The organism is Pseudomonas sp. P7758, from assembly GCF_013386485.1.
In the GTDB taxonomy this organism is placed as follows: domain Bacteria; phylum Pseudomonadota; class Gammaproteobacteria; order Pseudomonadales; family Pseudomonadaceae; genus Aquipseudomonas.
Genome location: NZ_JACARS010000011.1, coordinates 54,261 through 74,883, shown reverse-complemented (window position 1 = coordinate 74,883; position 20,623 = coordinate 54,261). Strand labels below are relative to the sequence as shown.

Genomic DNA, 20,623 nt, shown 5'->3' with positions numbered 1-20,623 from the left:
GTGCGCTACCGCGGAAAAAACCCAACTGAATGACCTGACATCTACCCTGCACCAGGTCTGAGCTGGGCTCAAACCCTCCTGGCCAGATAACCGAGGTTATGCTGTACACGACTGACTTTATTGAATGCTCCCCAATGGTTGACTGGCCTCGCCAAGTCGCAAAACGATAATTAAGGACGCCAGTTCAACTCCTCATATAGCCGCTCATCGGAAATACGTGCACGGGGGGCACTTATGGGGGCACTTAATAATAAATCTACGAATAAATTTATTTAAAACAATATGTTATGTATAGATTTTCAATCCCCCCGGCTCCACCACTTCATCATCTAAAGACGTCCACGGACGTCTTTTTTTGTGCCTGAAATCCAGCAAAATCAAGGGTTTAAGCACCATTGGGCTCCGTAGAGGTTTTTTGAGTTCCAGCCGTTCGGGTATTCCAAATGGTATTCCAAGCCATCCGGTGCTATTTTTTGGAATACCAAAACGGTGTCAGAGGAAGCTCTCATGCCTGCTCTAGCCCTTCGCCTCTCCGACCGCCAGCTCAAGGCAGTCAAGGCAAAAGACAAGGATTACGTCCTCAGCGATGGTGATGGCCTTCAGCTCCGGGTCAGGAGCAATGGCTCGATGCTGTGGAACTTCAACTACCGCGAGCCGGTAACCAAAAACCGTATCAATATGGGGCTGGGCACGTACCCAGAGCTCTCACTAGCGAACGCCAGGAAAAAAGTGGTGGAAGCGCGCGAGCTGCTTGCACAAGGCATTGATCCCAAGGTGCAACGCAATGCACAGGACGAAGCCAAACGAGCAGAGACGGAACATACGTTCGAGAACGTTGCCACCGCCTGGTTCGAGCTGAAGAAGGACTCCGTCACGCCGGCGTACGCCGAAGACATTTGGCGCTCGCTCGAGCTGCATGTATTTCCAGACCTGAAAACAACGCCGCTCTCAAAAATCAGCGCACCGATGGTCATCGAACTGCTTCGCCCAATCGAGGCCAAAGGCAGCCTCGAGACAGTGAAGCGATTGAGCCAACGGCTCAACGAGATCATGACCTACGGGGTCAATTCAGGACTGATCTTTGCGAACCCTCTCAGCGGCATTCGCGCAGTATTCAAGAAACCCAAGAAACAGAACATGGCCGCGCTACGACCCGATGAGCTTTCCGAGCTCATGATCGAAATCGCGAACGCCAGCATCAAGCGGATCACCCGCTGCCTGATCGAATGGCAACTGCACACCATGACCCGTCCTGCCGAAGCGGCTACCACCCGGTGGGCAGACATCGACTTCGACAAACGCATCTGGACCATCCCGCCGGAGCGCATGAAAAAGCGTCGTCCGCACACCATCCCGCTGACCGAACAGGCACTCGCCTTACTAGAGATGCTCAAGCCCCACAGCGGCCACAGGGAATACGTGTTCCCGGCAGATAGGAACCCGCGCACCCACGCCAACAGTCAGACTGCCAACATGGCGTTGAAACGCATGGGCTTCCAGGACCGCTTGGTCAGCCACGGCATGCGCTCCATGGCCAGCACCATCCTGAACGAGCATGGGTGGGATCCGGAGCTGATCGAAGTCGCGCTGGCGCATGTCGACAAGGACGAAGTCCGAAGCGCTTACAACCGAGCGGACTACATCGAGCGCCGGCGTCCGATGATGACTTGGTGGAGTGAGCACATCCAGAAAGCGGCCACTGGCAACCTGTCGGCATCTGCGATAAATCAAACCAGGGACCACAACGTCGTGCCGATACGGTGAGCACTCACCGGACGATGACTCCCCAGATGGAGTGATGGTTGATTTGGCGACAGCGGCGACACCGGCGACAACCCGTGTAATACCTGGCCTGCAGCATGGCGACAGAAGTGGCGACTGTCGCCATGCTGCAGGCCTCGCTCTTGGGGCTTTCTCGGCCAAGCCCACGCGAGCGGGAAGGCTCCGCATTCCCACTCGCATGGGCTCTGCGTAATTGCATCTCACTTGACCACCTAATTGCATTGCCACTGACGAGTTGTTTGCATCCGACTTGACCAGTCATTTGGAGTTGATGGGTGTCAGCGGGTGCCACTCAGCGCGAATGCGTCAGCCAAGCACTGAAGGACTGCAACCGACCCATTGGGGCCTTTCAGAGCATCTCTCTCGCTATGGGTAAATCCCTTATTCGGCGCTTGGGCTTCTGAACACCTAGCCATGTAATATTGCTCTGATTGACATCTTCATCGACGAGATCAAAAACAAAATCTCCTCTAAAATGCAACCGCTGCATGATTTCCAATACTACATGATCACCATCATCAGTTTGATTTATGAAGTGGCAGCTGAATAAATGCTCATTGGATTTGTAGTTTTCTTTTGTTACTCGAACAGTCCAATAAACTGACAGTAGATTAAAGTAGAAGTCAACATTCAACTCTGATGAGTTGATTCTTTCTATGGCGTTGACATCCGGATCTTCAATGCCCTCAAAGTCTTCTGCCACAAAGTCTTCAATGAGATTTAGGCAGTCCTCGGTAATATCTGAAACTCCTAATACATCGTGTTTAGCTTGCACGCTAAGGTTATTAAGGTATTCGATGGCCTTCGATGTAGCGGCCTGCTCTAGCTCGTAACCCCAATCATCTATGAACTTCTCGATTTCGTCTTTGGTGAGTCTATCTTTTTGCTGTAATAAGAGCTTAGGGTCGCAAGACCTTTCCATAAAAGCACTTTCGTCAGCAGACATTTCAAATACGATGTCCCCCCAAGGCTTTCGTTCAAAATCCCCTGAGATTTTTACTAGTCCTAAGTGCATAGCTTGTATCAAGTTGGTGTCGTCATGGCGCTTTAGTAGAGGGATCGTGCCTTTGATGTCAAAACGAAGCGCGTCCCATATTAGAGTTATGAAAGAAGGCCCGCCGTCAATAGAAGAAGATACGATTCCTACCAACTTTCCGTCTGCATTTACTACCGGGCCACCGCTCATGCCGCCAAGCGTGTCCATCTGGACCTCTAAGCAGGGAGAGGGCATTCGCTCACCTCGGCCATGCGGAAAAGCCTCGGTCACAAGTCCGGACGATACGAATGGTGTGATTGACGCTGCGCCATCAATAATCAGTTGATGTCGATAGCCGAAGGCCCACAGCCGTTCGCCTACTAAGGGTAGCGCCACCTGTAACGGCGTGAGCATCAGTGGGAGTTCCGAATGTGCTCTGGAATTTAGTGTGCAGCTCACCAAAGATAAATCTGATATTTTTCTTCGGTCTTCTCCAAAGTCGCTTGGGCCCGATACAGTAGAAGTATCGAATGGTAGCCATATTCGAGAAGTCTTTGGCAAGAATGTAAAAAAGATAGGAGTTTTTTTATGCTGCGAGATTTCCTCTAATACGTGGGTTGCAGTCAATAAAAGCCCAGGGCCGATCATTACCCCGCTGCCGAGAATGATTAGCCCTTCATCATTCATCATTCCGACGGCAACAATGGAGTCACCAGCTTCATGCATTGATGTCATGGAAGCTAGTCCATCATCTGCGGTGAACACCGCCGTAGCCCACGATAGCTTTAGATTCTGTAATTCAGGATTGTCGGCCGTTACAAGCTCCGAGTAAGTTGGCCCATCGCTCATTTGTATTTTCCTTGGCTTTTCACGTAGATAGCTCTCCAAATTCACAGAGCGGTGAATGCCACCCTGTGCCATCCATGCCGCGTTCTCATCGATGTCCGTCAACGTAGAAGCAATGCGAACAAATGAACATCAGCATCATACTGAGTCGGCAATGGTTCTGTAGACACCGCGACCGACCGTTTTTGGCCGATTCTGTTGAAAAAGTCGGTCTGCCCAAACTGTCTGACCATTGACTGGTGAAAAAGCCTTTTTTGCACGTTGCTACGTGAAATCCGAGTCCGGAAGCCTCTGCCAAAAGTAAAGATTTCAATCTCGGACGCGTACTTTTCCGATGCGTAAACCATGGCCGACTTTTTTCAACACAATCGGCCGTTCTCCGCCGGTCGTCACTACGGCGTGTGCTGGTCAGGTCGAATGCAATTCGACTGGTCAGTGACAATGCAAATGGTCAAGTCCATGCAATTACGCAGGCTCACATTAAAAACCGACGAACGACCACCCGGCCATGGAAAACCACCGGCTTCCAAGGTCTTCCACCGTTACCGATTGGCGCAACAGCCGCCCCCAAAATACGGTTGACCGCGAGCAGAACGAGCGCTAAACCAGAACCGTACCAGCGCTGTCCTCGACAGCACCCAGGTAGCCAGAACCTTTGAGGCTACGCCACATCGTGGTGGTTCACCCCAAGTGCGATTAGCGTCCGGCGGCTCGCACAGTCACAGCGATGTGATGGATGCCACTTCTTCCAGAATGCTCACTGCGGCAACTCTTGCCCCCTCCTGGCTGCTCTGCAGCAACTTATCCGCTTGGCTATATCTTGCGCCAACCTTTTGCCCGTCTCTTTGCCCCCTAAAGAGACGGGCGCATCTCACACTGCTGCAGCCCTGCTCGCACGGACCTTTGCGGCTTTCCCCCACGTGACAATCGGCGTGACAAGCACCGAAAAGTCACCAGCAACAGCGATGCCGATGACGGTGCCGCAGCCCATGAAATGGACTGCACCTGACTGACAGTCAGGCATGCCCCAGTCATCGCATCACTGCCTTCACCCGACTCAGGATCTCGCGGCGCTGGTCTCGTCAGCCAACGCAGCCTCCACCCGCCCACCGCTATCGGTGCTCAGGAGGCCAGATCATGAGATGCCCAAGCTCCCGGTCGTAAAGAGCCGCCCGTCCCGCGTAAATGGACAACCCTCACAGGCTGCAGGGGCCTTGATCCCTGATAACACTCAACAACCGTGGCGGGGAGAGTGAGGGGGAAATTCGAAGCACCAGGAGAATGACGATGCAATTGTGCGAAGTGTTCGACCTGCCACGGCCGCTGCTGGAATACCGGCCCGAGCCGCTGGCGTATCCGGTCGAAGCGTTGGGACAAATATTGGGACCAGCCGTCGAACGTATGGCCGAAGTCATCGGCGTGCCCTGCGCCATGGCTGCGCAATCGGTGTTGGCCACTGCCGCCCTGGTGACCCAGTCGCACGCCAATGTGCATCTCGATGGCCGTGTTTATCCGTTGTCCCTGTACATGCTGACGGTGGCATCGTCGGGTGATCGGAAAAGCGCAGTGGATCATCTGGCGCTGGCGGCTGCGCGTGAGTGGGAGCGACGGCAGTGGATGCTGTACTTGGAGCAACTGAAAGCCAATCGCGCCGCCATTCGAGGAAAGCACGACGCTCGTGAGTTATCCGACCCCGTGCCGCCTAGGTTGATCATCGCCGAGCCCACCATTGAGGCGCTGATCAAAAACCTATGCCAGGGCTTGCCCAGCATGGGGTTATTCAACGATGAGGGCGGCCAGTTTTTGGGCAGCAGCACGATGAGCAAAGAGAACCAACTCAAGGCCATAACCACCCTGTCAGCGCTCTGGGATGGCAGCCCGATAGACCGAGCGCGCTCCATGCCAGGGGAAAGCCTGCGCGCCTATGATCGTCGCCTCAGTCTACATCTGATGCTGCAACCTTACCTGGCTAATCAGCTACTCACAGACAGGATGATCAATGGCCAAGGCATCCTTGGGCGTTGCTTGATCAGTTGGCCTAAACGCCTGGTGGGGCAGCGTTTGTACAAGGCCGTCGACCTTACGCGAGATGCCAAGATTCAGCGCTACCAAGCGTGCATCACCGCCTTGCTGGATAAGCCGCTGTCGCTGTACAAGGATGGTTCACTTAAGCCTGGCAGACTGGAATTGACACCCAGCGCTCGCACTGCCTGGATTGATATTCATGACACCATCGAGTGCCAATCTGGTGAGTTTGGCGAGCTGGCCGGCATTCAATCCGTCGCGGGGAAAGCAGCAGCCAACGTGCTGCGTATCGCCGGGGTCTTGGCGGTGATTGAAGACGCGAATGTGGTGAGCGAAGCCCATATACAGCGCGCCTCGACGCTGATGGATTACTACCTGGCAGAGATTCAGCGCCTGACAGAACAAGAGCCTATCAACACGTTGCGTGAGGAAGCGGATCGCCTGCTGCGCTGGCTGACGCAAAAAGGCTGGAGCCAATTTACCGTCCGCGACCTTAATCGTAATGGCCCTCGCTTTGCCCGCAAAAGCAGTCATCGCACCGTTACGCTGCTGGTCGAATTGATCTCACATAGCTGGCTGGACTCTCATGACGGAAAGACCTTCGAGGTGCGCCATGTTCCGCCTCAATGACGCGGTGCGCCGTTACCAGGCTCAGCATCAAACACGACCTGCATTGCGGTGTGTCGCCACTTCTGTCGCCGCCGTGTCGCCATGCTTCGGACCAGCAACTACAACGGTTGTCGCCAGTGTCGCCGCTGTCGCCACACCCGCCTTGGGTCCTACAGATATAGGCCTGCTGATCCACCAACTGCGCGAAGAGGGAGCAGTGCTGCGGCACCAGCAAAATGCCCTGCTGATTCAACCCACACATTGGCTACAAGTGGACAAGATCAGCACCCACTGGAAAGCCGTACTGAGCTTTCTGCAAGACAATGAAAACGGTGAAGCAAATGGCATTGGTCGGCCGGCGTGACGGGCGCAACTTTGGCTACGGCCGACAGCTCAGCTATGCCGGCCCACAAGCGCTGAAAGATATGTTTGCCGGCGGACACTTCGCTACGGTCAAAGCACACAGTGATCGTTGGCAAGCCTTTGTGAAATGGTGCCGGTCTGCGGAAGGTCCCGGTTATAACGATTCCCGCCAGATAGACCGCAGTACCTTGAACAGATACGCCGCACACCTGTGCCAACAAATCCAACAGGGTGAAATCTGCATCGCCACCGCGCAGAACCGCCTGAGCAGCGTCAACCGTACTCTCGCCGCGCTACGCGGTGATCAGTACGTGAAAATCGCCAGCCCGAGCAAGGCACTCGGTATGCAGCGATCAAGCGTACGCACCCGAGCACCGGATGGCCAAGACCACCAACAACTGAGTAGAGTGATTAAAGCGCTTCGCCAGCAGCAAAACGACCGGGTTGCCGCGATTGTATGTTTGGCTCGTGCAACCGGTATGCGCCTTCGTGAAGCTATCCTGGCGGATCTGCCACGCTTACAAAGTGAAGCGAAGCGATTCGGTCGCATCAATATTCAGGACGGTACCAAAGGCGGCCGGTCCGGAGCTGCGGCGCCGCGATGGGTTATGGCTGATAAAGAAGTGAAGGCGGCGTTGCAGATGGCCTGTCAAGCCTCAACGACCGGTAGCCGCAACTTATTGCTCCAAGGCGAAAGCTACGCGAATTTCCTGCTACAGACGGTGCGGCCCGCCCGTGATTTACTACAGAAGCAGGGGCTGAGGGGGTTTCATGAGTTGCGAGCAGCCTATGCCTGCGAGCGTTACGAGCAACTCACGGGCCACTCAGCTCCGGTCAATGGTGGTCACTGTTATCGCCTGGACCGCGACCTCGATCGACGGGCTCGACAACGGATCAGCGTTGAGCTCGGACATAACCGGCTCGATGTGGTTTCGGCTTACATAGGAGGTCGGGCATGACTAAACCATGCGATATGGCGCTGTTTTTAAGCGGAGCGCTGACCGGATCGACAGCCACACAACATCGACACCTACGGCAAGCCCGAATTATGCAGGCGGCCATTCAACAAAGGTGGCACCGCGACAATCCTTGGAATTGGCAGCTCAAACATGTGCACTGGTTTCTGCATCATCATCTCAAGGATAGCTCCGTGCCTACCAAGTATTACTACCGTCTCACTGCATCGCTGATCCTGAGACGGATAGGCAAAACATCGCTATACATTCGATGTGAGGTTAGCTGATGGTCCTGATCTAGAAACTATGTAGCCGTTATAGAGAGAGCTTTGACGACGCGATATCTAGCCAGAATAATGGCTCGATATTCTATACTTCAGCCCAACACACACTTTCCAGGACAGCATACGGATGAGTTTTAACGAATCAGAAGAAAGGCTAGGTGAACTGACACGCAAAACTTTTTTGTCAATGTGGAGCTATCAAAATCCTCATTATGCCAAAGGAAAAGAGCTATGCGATGCCCTGGTAGTGTTTGGTGACGATGTGATCATAATATCGGACAAATTAATTCGGTTTGATGAAAAAGCCAGTTCGGACGTAGCTTGGAAGCGCTGGTATAAAAAAGCCATAACTGGAAGTATTCGTCAGCTACGCGGCGCCCTTAGTCAAATAACAAAATTCCCTCAAAACATTTTCTGTGACGTTCATGCCTCATCACCATTTCCACTAATAATTCCTAGCCCTGAAAAGATGCGCGTACACCTCATAGCCGTGGCTAATGGTGCTGAGAACATTTGCCTTGAGTCTCTAGGGCACCCAGGATTACGTATAGACACGCAATGTGATGTTGACAGTACTTTTATGACTGTGGGCACCAAATACCCCGAATTTATTCATATATTTAGTAAAACCTCACTTGAGGCAATTTTCGATTGCTTTGACACTACTAGAGACTTGATAGATTACCTTCGGAGAAAGCAGGAGGCACTGAGCGAGCCCGACCGGTTCTTGATTTGTGGCGAAGAAAATCTAGTCGCTGCTTATGTGTGTAGTCAACCAGGAAATGGAGATTTCCATATACCTAGTGAGACCTTTCATACCCTGCAAGGTGTAAAAGTGATACCAGCGGGACTGTGGAATATGTACATGGAAAGTGAAATAAGAGCAGAGCGTAATAGAATAAGAGCACCCTCCTATACAATTGACAACTTAATCAACCACATAGCAACTGAATTTAACTCCGGCTCATTAATCGTAGGGCAAGACAAGCCGTTCTCACACCATGAAAAATATTTCAGAATAATGGCTTCCGAATCCCGCTTAAGCCGTCAAACTATTAGCGCAACCTTGCAAGATATTATCAGTGAAGATCCGTCAACATTTTGGTGCAGCATATCCGAATCAAAAGACAAACCTGGATTACTATATCTATGGTTAGTTTATCCAATTATACCTAAGAGCGTTACAGATGAACAACTTGAAGAGTTCCTTTGCATACACTTGAGAGATCATATAACTGTAGCACTTTATAAATTTCCCTACGCCAAATACATTTTTGGTATTTGCCTTCCAAATACCGCATCAGACCGAAATTCACACGGATTCCAAGTATCCTCTGGAGAGTTCAGGTCTTCAGAATTAAAAGAGGAAGCAGACAAACTTGAACGAGAGCAAGGGATTTTGGCTCACATCCAAACCTACAATATCATGAGCCAAAGATTATAGAATAGGCGCCACCCTTGGTTAAACATTAATGATGAGCCCACACACTAACCAAAAAATTCCGGCAACCAAATAACAGCAGACCTGTCATTAGCTAACGAAACCCAGCCATCTCAAGATGATTTTGGCATACTCACTACTTAGTGCCTGTTATAAATTTAGTTCACCACACTGCAGAGCGGCGAAATGACTTTCCGTGCCATTCATATAAACTAAAGCTCCCTTACCACTGTGACTTCTATTACGAACCCACACAACCAATCGACAAATTCACAGTCAACCATGCTGACTGGCTATGCAATTGCGTCAGAGTCAACCGCCCCAGTTTTGAGCCCCAAACGCTCCAGTTCGGATATGATTATTGGGCTCAGCTTAAAGAGGTCCCACTCGAAAGACTGAAGCACTTCTTTAAGACTTTTTACATCGTTGGATTCCTCAACCAGAAGCTTTTGGATCTCCGCCGCAGCAATACGAGACAAGCCCAATTCCAACAAAGCCTGCCCGGTAACAGAGCTTATTCCTAGCTCCAGCGCCATGGAAAAATCAAAAATCCGCAGAGCCTTTTCAGGGGATCCGGCCTTGTGAAATGCGTGTCGTAACAAATCGACATACGCCTTACCCATTTGTACGAGCTGAAATCTTATCAGTGACTCTATAGTATCAAACGTTTTGTTGATGACTTGATTCTTATTAATTTCCGTCTTCGAACTAGCCCTGATTCTGGCTCCAGTTCTCCGCATAGCCTCTTTATTCTTTAACTCCTCATCCAACGCTCTTTGCGCATTAGAAACTTCATAACTTATAATAACGGGGTATGGCAATCCTTCCATCCATCTAACAGCGATGGGCGCTACGTAATTCCCAAGGTTACCCTTCCAGCCTTTTATTAGCTTGTACATTAAGTTAAAGATATACATATAGTGCTTAAATGATTTATCACCAAGCTCCGCTGGGCTCAGCGGAATGAGCTTTCCTTCTTTACCAAGCCTAATTTGCTCCTCAAAATATAGTAGCAAGCCATCTAGAGCAAAGATATCTAACGTCCAACTCAAATTCAAAACAGCATCAGGAATAGAGATTGCAATAGACGCTTTTTCTGCAGACTCACACATATTTTTGCTATCAAAATAACTTAGTTCCGGAGCAGTCCTGAGAATAAAATCGTCCAAACTCCCATGTCTTGCTTTTGAAACCAAAAGACCAGCACATGCTATAACCTGCCTTATCTTTTCATCCCTTGGATCGACCTTACCTAACTCTTGATTTAAAGCAGATATTACTAGTTTAGTTTCGTTGTTGATTGTCTTCCCTAAAGCGGGCTCTATTTGAAACGGAGTTTTTTCATCAAGAGGTCTTTCATCCCAATTATCATAATCCACCAAGAAGACATTTCCGACAATATCGTCGCACATTCTTCCAGCCCTACCTGCAAAATTCCAAAGGAGGGCCGGTTCAAGAGAGGTTTTACCGCCACGCCCTCGTTTTGGGGTATTGATAAAAACGTTACGCGCCGGAAGATTTATGCCTTGAAATAGAGTGGTGGTGCATACCAAAAAATCAATTGTACCTTTTTTGAATGCTATCTCAATTGCCTCCCTTAAAAGAGCAGGCATCTGTCCATAGTGAAAAGCCACTCCATTCTTAACCATTTCGATAAGTTGGTAGTCAGGATGTATATGATCCTCGATAAATTCGACAAGATCTAAATTTGATTTAGATTGATGTTTTTTCTTCACTTGACTCGCTTGTGAGATTATCGCCGCTAACGTCGCGGCTTCGCTTGGAGTTTTAGCGTAAATCAGCGAACTTCCAGACTGCCCTAGCTTGATAGCGACAGCGGCTAATAAGGAGATGGAACTGTTAACTGAAGGCGTGAAGTTAATGTTACCTATAGGATGAGCAAGACCACTATCAATGAGCTTAAAATCAAGCGTCGTCTCGCCAAGAACTTTAGATACTATGATCCTATTCTGAAGTACGGGCGACACGGTAGTACTTGCCTCTCGAACATTCGGAATGGCAAAACTTTCAGTCGCCTCCTTAAAACCTTCGGCCCCTGGCGCTAGCAGTACTATATGTGGCGCCTTCTCTCGATGAAATGCCTGCTCAATACAATCTTGAAGTATAATTCCTCGCGATCCGTCGGAAAGATTCTGCGCTTCATCTACCACGATCAGATCGAATGAGGCACTGGTGCCAGCCAAGAGAATCTGAAATCGCTCTTGGGTCAAAACAAATATTTGTTTCTTCGAGTCCATAAAGGTTGGGATTTCGGAGATTCGTATTTCTTGATTATCCTCTAGCCGCTTCTTAAGTTTGTTAAGAACCTCTGAGAGAAGGGCTCGGGTTGGTGCTATATACACACACATGAATTCGTCGTCTTCAATAGCACGCCTTGATAGGTGCTCAATTACCAAAAATGACTTTCCTGCGGAGGTTGGTGCGGAGATTGCGAGGTCATCGCCATCTCCAAGCGAGTTCCATATTTGCTTTTGATAATCAGTGAGTGCAACCGTATGAGTACCCACCGTAACGCTATTAAGTTCACGAATGAGGTTACGTTGTAGAATGCTGGTCAGACTGCTTCTTTTCGCATTAAGCTTTAGCTCTGTGTAGGCAGCGCTAGGAAGATTTCCGAGCTCAGTGAGAATTATTGCTGTTCTTTCTAAAACCTCAGGTGTCGACGCGATAAGTGCCGAGTTCAAAGCAATATTTTGCGCAATAGAGACATGCGCACTGTCCTGAGAATGGGCGAGTACAGAAGCGCAGTAGAGAAGCTTGTCGAGTTGAGCTGCATCCGGCCTAGACGTGCATAAATAAATATCTTCTGGCAAGGTCGTCCCAGCACCGAAAGTCTGCAAATTAATCAGCGCGTCGGTAAAGTCTTTCGCTTTGAGTAGACGCTTTGAGAGTTCGGTGGCAAAGCTACTCATCTTCGAACTCCATATCTTCGTCGTCTATTAATTTTTTACAGTCACTATTTGTTCCTTCAATTCCTATTGCTCTGTAAAACTCTTCACGTAGCACGGCGACATCAGGAACTGCGACGAGATAGACCACACATTTTGCAGCAGTTACTCCATGTTTTTCTAGCTGATTCGAGAGATTTTTCTGATGCCTATATCGATCAGCGGAGTATAAGCTTGCAAAATGTTCTTCATGCTTTCGAGGATCGCCATCATCTACGGGTATGGTGTTTGCGAACAGTTTATTTTCCGAGTAACAAATAACTCCGATGGAGCGTTCTCTTTTTGGAAAGTCTTTTGTTGAGTATGGGTTCAGAAACTCAAGCAATTGCTCTCGCTCCTCACCTTTCAATACATCCAGATTACCCACATCGCCTATCAGTGCGTACTCTCTCAAGTACTGCTTCTTATTAGAACCAAAGCCTGCCAAAGATTTTGCGTAGTCCCTTCCACCAGAGCTCGCCGTAGAAGTCACTTTCGACTCTAGAAAAAAAACCGTTAAAACTCCTCCTTCAAATCGCGCATGAATTCCATCCAATCCATGTACCGGCATATTATGGGAAGTTTTTAGGGACATTTTTGAAACGAGCTGTGCAGCACCGAGATGATGAAGAGCAACACTGTAAGCAAGAACTTCCCCAACTTCACTTGCTCGTTCAGGATAAGCGGAACGGAATTCAATGAAAGCGTCCTTAACAGCTCTCATCATTTTTGGCACAGCTCTAAGACTTGAGTTCTTTGCCTTACTCAACTCTAAGTAGAAAGCATCACGCCTCCTTCGACTCAAGACATAGTCCATCGAAGCGCTCGATAGATGGTCGGCAAGTCCGTCAATATCTGGAATATCTTCGTTAAATCTCAGATGAAGAAGCCTCAGGGACGGATGCTGTTCCTTCTCTTCTGGTGTCTCAGTTAGGCAGCCGATAACCTTATCAAGGTCTGAGTCGTTCAGTAGCTTCTCTAAGGCGAGACCAATTAGAGTAGCGTCAGGGCTATCGCTCACCATGCTTTCCTTGCATTGAATTCTATTTCCTAGCAGATCGTTGAGGCATCAGGGCTACCGGACATGCCTGCTCGATAGTAGCAAAACGATAGCGCGCAAGCGATACCGCTGCTCGCCATAACCTGTGCTAGGTCCGAAGGCATTACCTCTACATTCCAAAACTCCGCATCACACTGGGCAACCGCTTTTTCAATGTCATTTGCAAGCATTGAAAAATGCTTCTAGGGCGCGTTTTTTGATAGTTGGTATTCCAAACAGTATTCCTACAAACATTTGAAAATAGGATTTACGATAGAAATCAATTGGATATAGCACCGTTTCAACTTACCCCGGCCCACCACTTCAACGAAAAAAGACGTCCACGGACGTCTTTTTTGGTGCCTGAAATTCAGTAACCAGCAGATGCCGACAACGAACTCACAACCGGGCCACTGGCGATTGTTCCAAGTCGTCTTCGTGCTCACCACGGGGGGTCACCATCGAGCTGCATAGCACACCGACTTCGAACAGCAGCCACATCGGCACAGCAAGCAGCGTCTGCGAAAAAATATCCGGCGGCGTAAGAATCATGCCAACCACAAAGCAGCCTATGACCACGTACGGACGAATCTTCTTCATGTATTTGACGTCTACGATGCCGATCCACACCAGCAGCACCACGGCAACGGGAATCTCGAACGCGACGCCAAAAGCGAGAAACAACGTCATGACGAAATCCAGGTAACTGGCAATGTCGGTCATCATCGACACCCCTTGCGGGGTGACGCTGGCGAAGAAGTGGAAAATCAACGGGAACACAAGGAAGTAGGCGAACGCCATGCCTGCGTAGAACAGGGCAATGCTGGAAATCAGCAGCGGTACCGCGACGCGCTTTTCGCGCGTGTACAAACCTGGCGCGATGAAACCCCAGATCTGATAAAGGATCACCGGCATAGCCAGGCACAACGCGACCATAATGGTCAGCTTGAACGGTGTAATAAATGGCGACGCCACATCGGTGGCAATCATCGTCGCACCTTCAGGCAAGAATTTGCGCAACGGCGCCGAGACGAATGTGTAGATCCTCTGCGTGAAGTAGAACAGTCCGCAGAAGATCACGAAGATCGCCAGCACACAACGCAGCAAACGCGATCGCAGTTCGGTGAGGTGTGAGACCAACGACATTGGCTGGTCGTTTTCCGGGATTTCGCTCATGGGACTCGTGGTCATGATGTCGGCTCATTGGTGCAATGCGCGTTCATCGAGACTGGCTCAGCCGGAAGAGCAGGCTGCACTGGCTCGAACTCAACCAGCGGCGTGTGCTCTTCCTGCGCGGGGATATGCTCGTGACGCAATTGGCGGCGAATTTCGTCAGCGCCGAGTTCACGCTCGACGTCCTGTTTGATGATGTTGAAGCTGCGTTTCAAACGCCCAACCCAAAGCCCGGCAGTACGCGCGGCACCCGGCAGTCGCTCGGGGCCCAATACCAGCAGGGCAACGAGAGCAACCAGCAACAGTTCAGAGAAACTGATACCAAACATGCGTCACGACCTATTCTTTGCGGATGGGCTCTTCGAATCGTGGTGCTGTGGCGTCGAGGGTCTGCGGCTGATACAGCGGCTGGACTGGAGGTTGTCCGCCAGTTTTTTCTTCATCACTCATGGCTTTGCGAAACCCCTTGATCGACTCACCGACATCGGTACCCAGGGTCTTGAGTTTCTTGGTGCCGAAAACCAATACGACCACCACCAGAATGACGATCCAGTGTTTCCAGTCAAAAATGCCCATGTCACGTGCCTCTTAATCCTACAAATCGGCTGTTTTGGAGATAGCCCTTAAGCGTCAGACATGCTGACCTCAGACCGTCGACTGTACGTCTGACGCCCGAAGGCGCAAACGACATATTTCCCTTACTTCCGGCCAATTTCGTTTCAGCATCGACGCGCCTCGAAAAATGAGTTGCCATGGCGTAACTCGAGGGTTATCTATAAAAAAAGCCTTCTGAATATTTGAGGTCGCTCAACATGCATCGCGTTGGATTCTTCGTTTGCCATGGTCACGATGCTCTGGATCTTGCAGGGCCACTTTCTGCTTTTAATCAGGTGAGCACCGCTGCCGGCCATACCCCTTATGATCTTCGTGTCATCTCGACATCCGGTGGGCTGATTGTTGGCAATGCAGGCCTGCCGATCGAAACAAGGCCGGTCGGCAACCGCAAGTTTGATACCGTGGTGTTTGTAGGCGGAGATATCGAGCCGATGCAGACACCGGAGAACATCGCGGTTGCCAAGCAATTGGCCTCCAAAGCCTCGCGCGTGGCAAGTGTGTGTACAGGGGCGTTTTTGCTGGCGGAAACCGGCCTGCTGGACGGTCTGAGAGCAACAACGCACTGGAGCTACACCGCACAATTGCAGATGCGCTTCCCCAATATCAGGGTTGAGGGCGATAGCATTTATATCGCGGATGGAAGCATCTGGACATCGGCGGGCATCGCCTCCGGAATCGACTTGACGTTGGCCATGATTGAACGGGATATGGGCGCGGAAACTGCGCGCAATGTCTCCAGGCTCCTGGTCGTTCCCTATCGTCGGCCGGGAGGCCAGTCCCAATTCTCCGCGATGTCACAAATGGAGCCAGAGTCGGATCGCATCCGCATCGCCCTGAACTTTGCCAGAGAACACCTGGCAGAGTCGCTGCCTGTCGAGCGACTTGCCGACGCCGCGAGATTGAGCCTGCGACAGTTCGGACGAGCATTCCGCCGAGAAACGGGTGAAACGCCGGCCAAAGCGGTCGAGCGCTTGCGAGTTGAGGCGGCGCGTTTGCGTCTGCAAGACGGGAGTGAACCAATCGAGCAGATTGCGCTGGCCATAGGGTTCACCGATCCAGAACGCATGCGCAGAGCCTTCGTCAAAATCTACGGGCATCCACCGCAATCCATTCGACGTGAGAGCAGGCTCAGCGGTAGCAGTTGATGGTTCGATGGCCCATCAAGGCTTCGGCAGACCGAAGAGTTTCACCCGGGAATCGCCATCACTTCACCTTAAAGGGCGTGATCGTTCCACATGTCGCGATGCAACTTCCAAACGCCATCCTGTTTCAGGAAGATCAGCGTCTGTTTCCCGCTGTACTTGAGCGTTCCATCGGCATCACGGATCTCGGCATCCGATACTTCGGTAACGGTCTGACCGTCACCGTAAAACTCGTAATTGGCGAAAGACACGGTGTCGGACCTGGCCCCAACATGTTGTTTGCTGAAGTATTCCGTGATTGCCGCGGCTCCAGTGATTTTGCCGCCTCCAGGTGGCAAGAGTGCGCCATCCTTCGTATAAAGACGGCCGATCGCCGCATAATCACCTTGTCCGTAAGCTTGCGCAAATCGTGCATTCTCGGCTTTGATGGCCGCCTCAGGCGGGCGCTGCTGGTCATCTGCAGATACCTCTACAGAAAAGGTAAACAGCGAGACGCAGGCTGTGAGAGCAGCGGCAATAATATGAAACTTCATCTAATGATTTCCCATTTTGACTTGAGTTAATGAGTGCTGCGCCGGATTGAACAGATCGGGCGCGTGTCAATCGGGCATCATTAGGAGTAAGGGATGCGGCCATAATGATGCCTGCCACTTGTTTCAGCGAACGCCCGGAATTCGTGCGAGCCCCTTGGATGCGTTAGGCAATATTTTGTCGACCATCGCGATGACTTCCGGCCGAGCGTCTCTGGGGTGACCGGAGTGGAACGGCGGATCAGGATCGTATTCAATCGCCAGTTGCGTGAATTCGGCGTCCAGGTTCCCGCGCATTTTCGCGGCAACGCGAATGGCGAAGTCGATGCCTGCCGTTACGCCACCGCCGCTCATGAACCGGCCGTTGTCGTCCTCTACGAAACGATCCGGAACGCCGATCGCGCCATATTCAGCCAGTTTGTTGACGAAGGCCCAGTGGCAAGCGCTTCGCTTACCGTTGAGAACGCCGGCGGCGGCCAGTACGAGCGATCCATTGCAAACCGACGTAATGTGCTTGGCCCCTTCAGCCAGCCGCCGGATCTGCGCCAGGTACTCCGGTTGCATCGGCGCCGATAAATCAGACCCGCCGGGAACCAGGATTAAGTCTGTCTGCTTGATATCAGCCAGTCGTTCGGTGTTGCCGTACACGACCCCAAATTCGAGGGTCACGTTGCCCCCATTGAGGCTTGCATAGCGAACATTTGTATTGGGCAGCCGGTGAAAAATCTCGCTAGGGCCAGCGAAATCGAGAAGCGTACCGCCGTCATAATTTACGATCAAAATATTGAAAGGCTCATCTGGGGCAAGTAGCCCCTTGCTGTCAGCCTGGGCAAAAGCGGACGTGGCATTGCCGAGCAAGGCACCGCCCCCCAGGATCGAGCCGAGCGTTGCAATACTTCCGAACTTGAGAACATCGCGTCGGGAACTGCCCACATTGATAGGCCGCTTGCCAGTTGTGTTGTTTTCATTATTGTCGGTCAAGATATTTCTCCTTGCGCCAGCCCTTCCCGCGGTCGCAGATGAAGTTGGGCTGGACTGAAGAACCACCACGACGAAAAGCGTGGCTGGGTGTGATTGAGAGCGGACTAGCCGAAAATACGTCTAGGCCCCCCGAGCAGGAAACCAAGGTCTCACAGTTGCGAGGCACCGCCATCGACGACCAATTCAGTGCCGACGACGTAGCAGGATTCGTCGCTGGCGAGATAGAGCGCCGCGTAGGCAATGTCCTCGGCCTTACCCATGTGGCCTACCGGGACGAATTTCGCGAACTCATTCTTGAAGTGCTGAAGATCGTGCTCTGACATTCCCCATTTACCGAGCAGCGGTGTGTTTATCCCGCCCGGTGCGATTGCGTTGAAGCGGATCTTCCGGTCCAGGAATTCGAATGACCAACTCCGGGCGAGAGACCGCACGGCGGCCTTGGCAGCAGCAGTCAGGGAAATGTTGTGCTTGCCCGTCTGTGCAACAAACGATGTATTCAGAATAAATGAGGCGCCCTCCCGCAAGTCCGGCAGCACCGCCTGAAGTGTGAACACCACGCCCTTGACGTTAATGTCCATGATCTCGTCGTAGAGTGCTTCGTCGATATCGTTGATTGCTGATGGGAACGCTCGGCCCGCATTGGCAAACACGACATCCAGGCCACCGAACGTTTCCTTGATCTCGGCGGCAATCCTGCGCATGTCCTTGATCGAACGTACGTCGCCCTTGAGAACGAGCGCATTCTCACCAAGCTCGGCTTTCACTTGCTCAAATACGGCATCATCGCGCCCCGTAACGGCTACCCGGGCGCCTTCTCCAATGAAGAGCTTCGCGGTCGCGAGGCCAATGCCACTGGTACCGCCGGTGATCAAAGCTGTCTTGTTCTTAAGCCTCATCTTCTGTGCCTCTCTTTGCTTCGTGATTGATCAGGCCCTCGCTCATTGCACAAACACGTTTGTGCGCATGGCGCGCGCTTGATTTCCTGGGCAAATTATGGAAACAGACCCTGATGGCGTAAAGGTCGTATAACCCTCAAAAAACGCCACACCAAGAGGCATCCGAGCATGTGGAAAATTCAGCGTCGCGCCCTGCCTGCACGGGTGGGTACAAGCCTGCGAAACCCTCGCCTCGCTGAACGCGCTCAATAGTGGCAGTGGCGTTTACGTCTACGACGCGGAGCTGGATAAGCAATCAGGATTTGCCATCCCGCGAGAATGGGTAAAACCGACAAGGTCAGGGAGTCGTAATAGAAGGCGCCGTGATATTTTGAGCGCAACTTTTCAACTTGGCTCCCTTCTATCAGACAACCGGAAGTCCGATATCCATGCTCAAGCCCTCTCTATTTCTGGCCCTCGCCACGCTCTCCACCCTCGCCAACGCCGACCTCGCAGGCGTCTGGCAGGGCACACTCGGCAAGACGCCGATCACCGCATGCTTCAACACCTCGCCCAATACAGGCGGTAGTTACTACTACCAGCGCTTCTTGACACCAATTCAACTTACCCAGGAAACACCCGATGCTCCCTGGGCCGAAGAAGGCAACAGCGGCGTCTGGCAATTGGAGGCGCCACAGGGCGATTCCCTGAAAGGCACCTGGCGCAAAACCAAGGGCAGCAATCCACTACCCCTGGCATTGCAGCGCATGGCAACGCCGCCCGAAGGTTGCGCCAGCGATGCGTACAACACGCCCATGGAAACCTCGCCCCTGCCGGTCAAGACGCAGAAGCAATCCTTCGCCGGGCACAGCTACCAGCTAAAGACCCAAGGCGCCCAGGTCACGCTCAAGCTTGAGGGCGACAGCCCGGCAATTCAGAAGATCAACCGGCAATTGGCGAGCCTGGCCATCAGCGCTGATGGTCAAGCCGACTACTTCAGCGAACGACGGGAATACCTTGGACGCAACGGTGCGGCCTATACCAGCGAAATCAGCGTCGAACCCACGTACTGGTCATCCCAGTGGATCACTGTCAGGTTTTACCGATGGGCCGCCGGCACGGGCGCCAGGGGTATCAGTTGGGGGCTGCATTCCTGGAACCTGCAAACCGGCGAAAGCGTTGACCCATGGACTTGGCTCGGCGGGCACCAGGAATGGTATGACGCTTACTCCGGCCATCTGAAACTGCCCGCCACATTCAGCGCCTGGCTGGAGAAGCAAACCACCACCGATGAAGGTTGCCCGGCAATCACCAGTTACTCGAGCTTCGACCTGAGCTTCGACACTCAAGGCATGAAGCTGTCGACACCGGCCAATGGCGACGGTTGCGACAATGACCTGAGCTTCACCTGGGAGCAGTTGGAGCCTGTTTTGTCAGCCAAGGGCAAGGCCGCACTTGCCAGTCTGAAGACACCTTGAATGCGTGAGCATCGCACGACGGTTCAGACACTGATCAGCAGCGATCCTTTACGCTGGCACCTACTGGCCGTCGTCCGCTCCCTCGCCCTCCCCGACTGCTGGATCGGCGCCGGCTTCGTACGCAACGCGGTATGGGATCACCTGCACGGTCGCCCACTGTCTCCACTGACCGGTGACGTCGACGTACTGTGGTTCGACGCCACCTGCACCCGCCCCGACGAAGACCGCCGCCTCGAAGCCCTCTTACACGCAGCCGAACCCTCCATCGACTGGTCCGTCAAAAACCAGGCCCGCATGCACCTGCGAAACGGCGACGCGCCTTACCGCAACGCCAGCGACGCCATGCGCTTCTGGCCCGAAACCGCCACCGCAGTAGCCGTCAGAAGAACCGCAGTGGACGTATGCGAAGTTTCAGCCCCTCTCGGCCTGGAGGACCTGTTCAATCTCCAACTCAAACCCACGCCCCGCTTCACCCAGGAAAAACACGCCATCTACCAACAACGCATCACCTCCAAACGCTGGCTAACCCAATGGCCACTGCTGAAACAACCCTGACCCCA

Annotated in this window: 18 protein-coding genes; 9 read left to right on the top strand and 9 right to left on the bottom strand. The window is 52.1% G+C overall.

The features are described from left to right. The first annotated feature begins 507 nt into the window (after nucleotides 1-507). A complete protein-coding gene (locus HX873_RS02405) occupies nucleotides 508-1,764 on the top strand; it encodes an integrase domain-containing protein (protein ID WP_177122322.1) in 1,257 nt (418 codons plus the stop codon). A 367-nt stretch (nucleotides 1,765-2,131) separates the two neighbouring features. Here HX873_RS02405 and HX873_RS02400 read toward each other — a convergent pair whose 3' ends face one another. Further along, complete coding sequence (locus HX873_RS02400; protein WP_177122321.1) at nucleotides 2,132-3,607, bottom strand: serine protease; 1,476 nt, start codon at nucleotides 3,605-3,607, stop codon at nucleotides 2,132-2,134. A gap of 1,284 nt (nucleotides 3,608-4,891) precedes the next feature. On the opposite strand from HX873_RS02400, the gene HX873_RS02395 reads away from it, so the two are divergent. From HX873_RS02395 to HX873_RS02380, 5 genes are all read left to right on the top strand, one after another. Then, nucleotides 4,892-6,259, top strand: a complete 1,368-nt coding sequence (locus HX873_RS02395) for a YfjI family protein (RefSeq protein WP_028617990.1) — start codon at nucleotides 4,892-4,894, stop codon at nucleotides 6,257-6,259. After that, nucleotides 6,243-6,602: a hypothetical protein gene (locus HX873_RS02390; protein WP_177122320.1), complete on the top strand. Its 360-nt coding sequence runs from the start codon at nucleotides 6,243-6,245 to the stop codon at nucleotides 6,600-6,602. The genes HX873_RS02395 and HX873_RS02390 overlap by 17 nt, the downstream gene beginning before the upstream one ends. Further along, the gene (locus tag HX873_RS02385) at nucleotides 6,580-7,560 is read left to right on the top strand and encodes an integrase domain-containing protein (protein WP_177122319.1); all 981 of its coding nucleotides are present in this window, start codon (nucleotides 6,580-6,582) and stop codon (nucleotides 7,558-7,560) included. The genes HX873_RS02390 and HX873_RS02385 overlap by 23 nt, the downstream gene beginning before the upstream one ends. Continuing rightward, complete coding sequence (locus HX873_RS31680) at nucleotides 7,557-7,844, top strand: hypothetical protein (RefSeq protein WP_256349556.1); 288 nt, start codon at nucleotides 7,557-7,559, stop codon at nucleotides 7,842-7,844. The genes HX873_RS02385 and HX873_RS31680 overlap by 4 nt, the downstream gene beginning before the upstream one ends. A 124-nt stretch (nucleotides 7,845-7,968) precedes the next feature. After that, on the top strand, nucleotides 7,969-9,285 hold the full coding sequence (locus HX873_RS02380) for a hypothetical protein (RefSeq protein WP_177122318.1): 1,317 nt from the start codon (nucleotides 7,969-7,971) through the stop codon (nucleotides 9,283-9,285). Nucleotides 9,286-9,575: 290 nt separating this feature from the next. Here the strand turns inward: HX873_RS02380 and HX873_RS02375 are convergent, their stop codons facing one another. The 5 genes from HX873_RS02375 to HX873_RS02355 form a co-directional block, all read right to left on the bottom strand. After that, nucleotides 9,576-12,215 carry a DEAD/DEAH box helicase gene (locus HX873_RS02375; protein WP_028617993.1) on the bottom strand — a complete coding sequence of 880 codons (2,640 nt, stop codon included), beginning with the start codon at nucleotides 12,213-12,215 and terminating at the stop codon, nucleotides 9,576-9,578. After that, on the bottom strand, nucleotides 12,208-13,251 hold the full coding sequence (locus HX873_RS02370) for a DUF1837 domain-containing protein (protein WP_236639983.1): 1,044 nt from the start codon (nucleotides 13,249-13,251) through the stop codon (nucleotides 12,208-12,210). Before HX873_RS02370 ends, HX873_RS02375 begins: the two co-directional genes overlap by 8 nt. 417 nt (nucleotides 13,252-13,668) lie before the next feature. Next, nucleotides 13,669-14,445: a twin-arginine translocase subunit TatC gene (gene tatC / locus HX873_RS02365; protein ID WP_177122344.1), complete on the bottom strand. Its 777-nt coding sequence runs from the start codon at nucleotides 14,443-14,445 to the stop codon at nucleotides 13,669-13,671. Nucleotides 14,446-14,456: 11 nt separating this feature from the next. Then, nucleotides 14,457-14,771: a Sec-independent protein translocase protein TatB gene (tatB, locus tag HX873_RS02360; protein ID WP_003212255.1), complete on the bottom strand. Its 315-nt coding sequence runs from the start codon at nucleotides 14,769-14,771 to the stop codon at nucleotides 14,457-14,459. 10 nt (nucleotides 14,772-14,781) lie between these two features. Beyond that, complete coding sequence (locus tag HX873_RS02355; RefSeq protein WP_003212256.1) at nucleotides 14,782-15,018, bottom strand: twin-arginine translocase TatA/TatE family subunit; 237 nt, start codon at nucleotides 15,016-15,018, stop codon at nucleotides 14,782-14,784. 236 nt (nucleotides 15,019-15,254) lie between these two features. Between HX873_RS02355 and HX873_RS02350 the strand changes: the two genes are divergently transcribed. After that, nucleotides 15,255-16,202 (top strand): GlxA family transcriptional regulator, encoded by a 948-nt coding sequence (locus HX873_RS02350; RefSeq protein WP_177122317.1) that lies wholly within the window; start codon nucleotides 15,255-15,257, stop codon nucleotides 16,200-16,202. A 68-nt stretch (nucleotides 16,203-16,270) separates the two neighbouring features. Here the strand turns inward: HX873_RS02350 and HX873_RS02345 are convergent, their stop codons facing one another. The 3 genes from HX873_RS02345 to HX873_RS02335 all read right to left on the bottom strand — a co-directional run bounded on the left by HX873_RS02345 (nucleotide 16,271) and on the right by HX873_RS02335 (nucleotide 18,606). Then, nucleotides 16,271-16,732, bottom strand: coding sequence for a DUF4440 domain-containing protein (locus HX873_RS02345; RefSeq protein ID WP_177122316.1), 462 nt, complete (start codon nucleotides 16,730-16,732; stop codon nucleotides 16,271-16,273). A 123-nt stretch (nucleotides 16,733-16,855) separates the two neighbouring features. Continuing rightward, entirely contained in the window at nucleotides 16,856-17,710 is an 855-nt protein-coding gene (locus HX873_RS02340; protein WP_003212262.1) for a DJ-1/PfpI family protein, read from the bottom strand. Between the two features lie 149 nt (nucleotides 17,711-17,859). Continuing rightward, a complete protein-coding gene (locus tag HX873_RS02335) occupies nucleotides 17,860-18,606 on the bottom strand; it encodes an SDR family oxidoreductase (protein WP_003212263.1) in 747 nt (248 codons plus the stop codon). Between the two features lie 428 nt (nucleotides 18,607-19,034). Here HX873_RS02335 and HX873_RS02330 point away from each other — a divergent pair, with 428 nt between their 5' ends. Together HX873_RS02330 and HX873_RS02325 are read left to right on the top strand one after the other, a co-directional pair. Further along, a complete protein-coding gene (locus HX873_RS02330; protein ID WP_177122315.1) occupies nucleotides 19,035-20,063 on the top strand; it encodes a hypothetical protein in 1,029 nt (342 codons plus the stop codon). Continuing rightward, on the top strand, nucleotides 20,064-20,618 hold the full coding sequence (locus tag HX873_RS02325) for a nucleotidyltransferase family protein (protein WP_177122314.1): 555 nt from the start codon (nucleotides 20,064-20,066) through the stop codon (nucleotides 20,616-20,618). Nucleotides 20,619-20,623 lie beyond the last annotated feature (5 nt).

Excerpts from the sequence above, each read along its gene's own strand:
- HX873_RS02395 (WP_028617990.1), top strand. The coding sequence starts at position 4,892 with ATGCAATTGTGCGAAGTGTTCGACCTGCCACGGCCGCTGCTGGAATAC.
- HX873_RS02345 (WP_177122316.1), bottom strand. The coding sequence starts at position 16,732 with ATGAAGTTTCATATTATTGCCGCTGCTCTCACAGCCTGCGTCTCGCTG.
- HX873_RS02380 (WP_177122318.1), top strand. The coding sequence starts at position 7,969 with ATGAGTTTTAACGAATCAGAAGAAAGGCTAGGTGAACTGACACGCAAA.
- HX873_RS02405 (WP_177122322.1), top strand. The coding sequence starts at position 508 with ATGCCTGCTCTAGCCCTTCGCCTCTCCGACCGCCAGCTCAAGGCAGTC.
- tatC (WP_177122344.1), bottom strand. The coding sequence starts at position 14,445 with ATGAGCGAAATCCCGGAAAACGACCAGCCAATGTCGTTGGTCTCACAC.
- HX873_RS02330 (WP_177122315.1), top strand. The coding sequence starts at position 19,035 with ATGCTCAAGCCCTCTCTATTTCTGGCCCTCGCCACGCTCTCCACCCTC.
- HX873_RS02355 (WP_003212256.1), bottom strand. The coding sequence starts at position 15,018 with ATGGGCATTTTTGACTGGAAACACTGGATCGTCATTCTGGTGGTGGTC.
- HX873_RS02335 (WP_003212263.1), bottom strand. The coding sequence starts at position 18,606 with ATGAGGCTTAAGAACAAGACAGCTTTGATCACCGGCGGTACCAGTGGC.
- HX873_RS02350 (WP_177122317.1), top strand. The coding sequence starts at position 15,255 with ATGCATCGCGTTGGATTCTTCGTTTGCCATGGTCACGATGCTCTGGAT.
- HX873_RS02375 (WP_028617993.1), bottom strand. The coding sequence starts at position 12,215 with ATGAGTAGCTTTGCCACCGAACTCTCAAAGCGTCTACTCAAAGCGAAA.
- HX873_RS31680 (WP_256349556.1), top strand. The coding sequence starts at position 7,557 with ATGACTAAACCATGCGATATGGCGCTGTTTTTAAGCGGAGCGCTGACC.
- HX873_RS02385 (WP_177122319.1), top strand. The coding sequence starts at position 6,580 with ATGGCATTGGTCGGCCGGCGTGACGGGCGCAACTTTGGCTACGGCCGA.
- HX873_RS02325 (WP_177122314.1), top strand. The coding sequence starts at position 20,064 with ATGCGTGAGCATCGCACGACGGTTCAGACACTGATCAGCAGCGATCCT.
- HX873_RS02400 (WP_177122321.1), bottom strand. The coding sequence starts at position 3,607 with ATGAGCGATGGGCCAACTTACTCGGAGCTTGTAACGGCCGACAATCCT.
- tatB (WP_003212255.1), bottom strand. The coding sequence starts at position 14,771 with ATGTTTGGTATCAGTTTCTCTGAACTGTTGCTGGTTGCTCTCGTTGCC.
- HX873_RS02390 (WP_177122320.1), top strand. The coding sequence starts at position 6,243 with ATGTTCCGCCTCAATGACGCGGTGCGCCGTTACCAGGCTCAGCATCAA.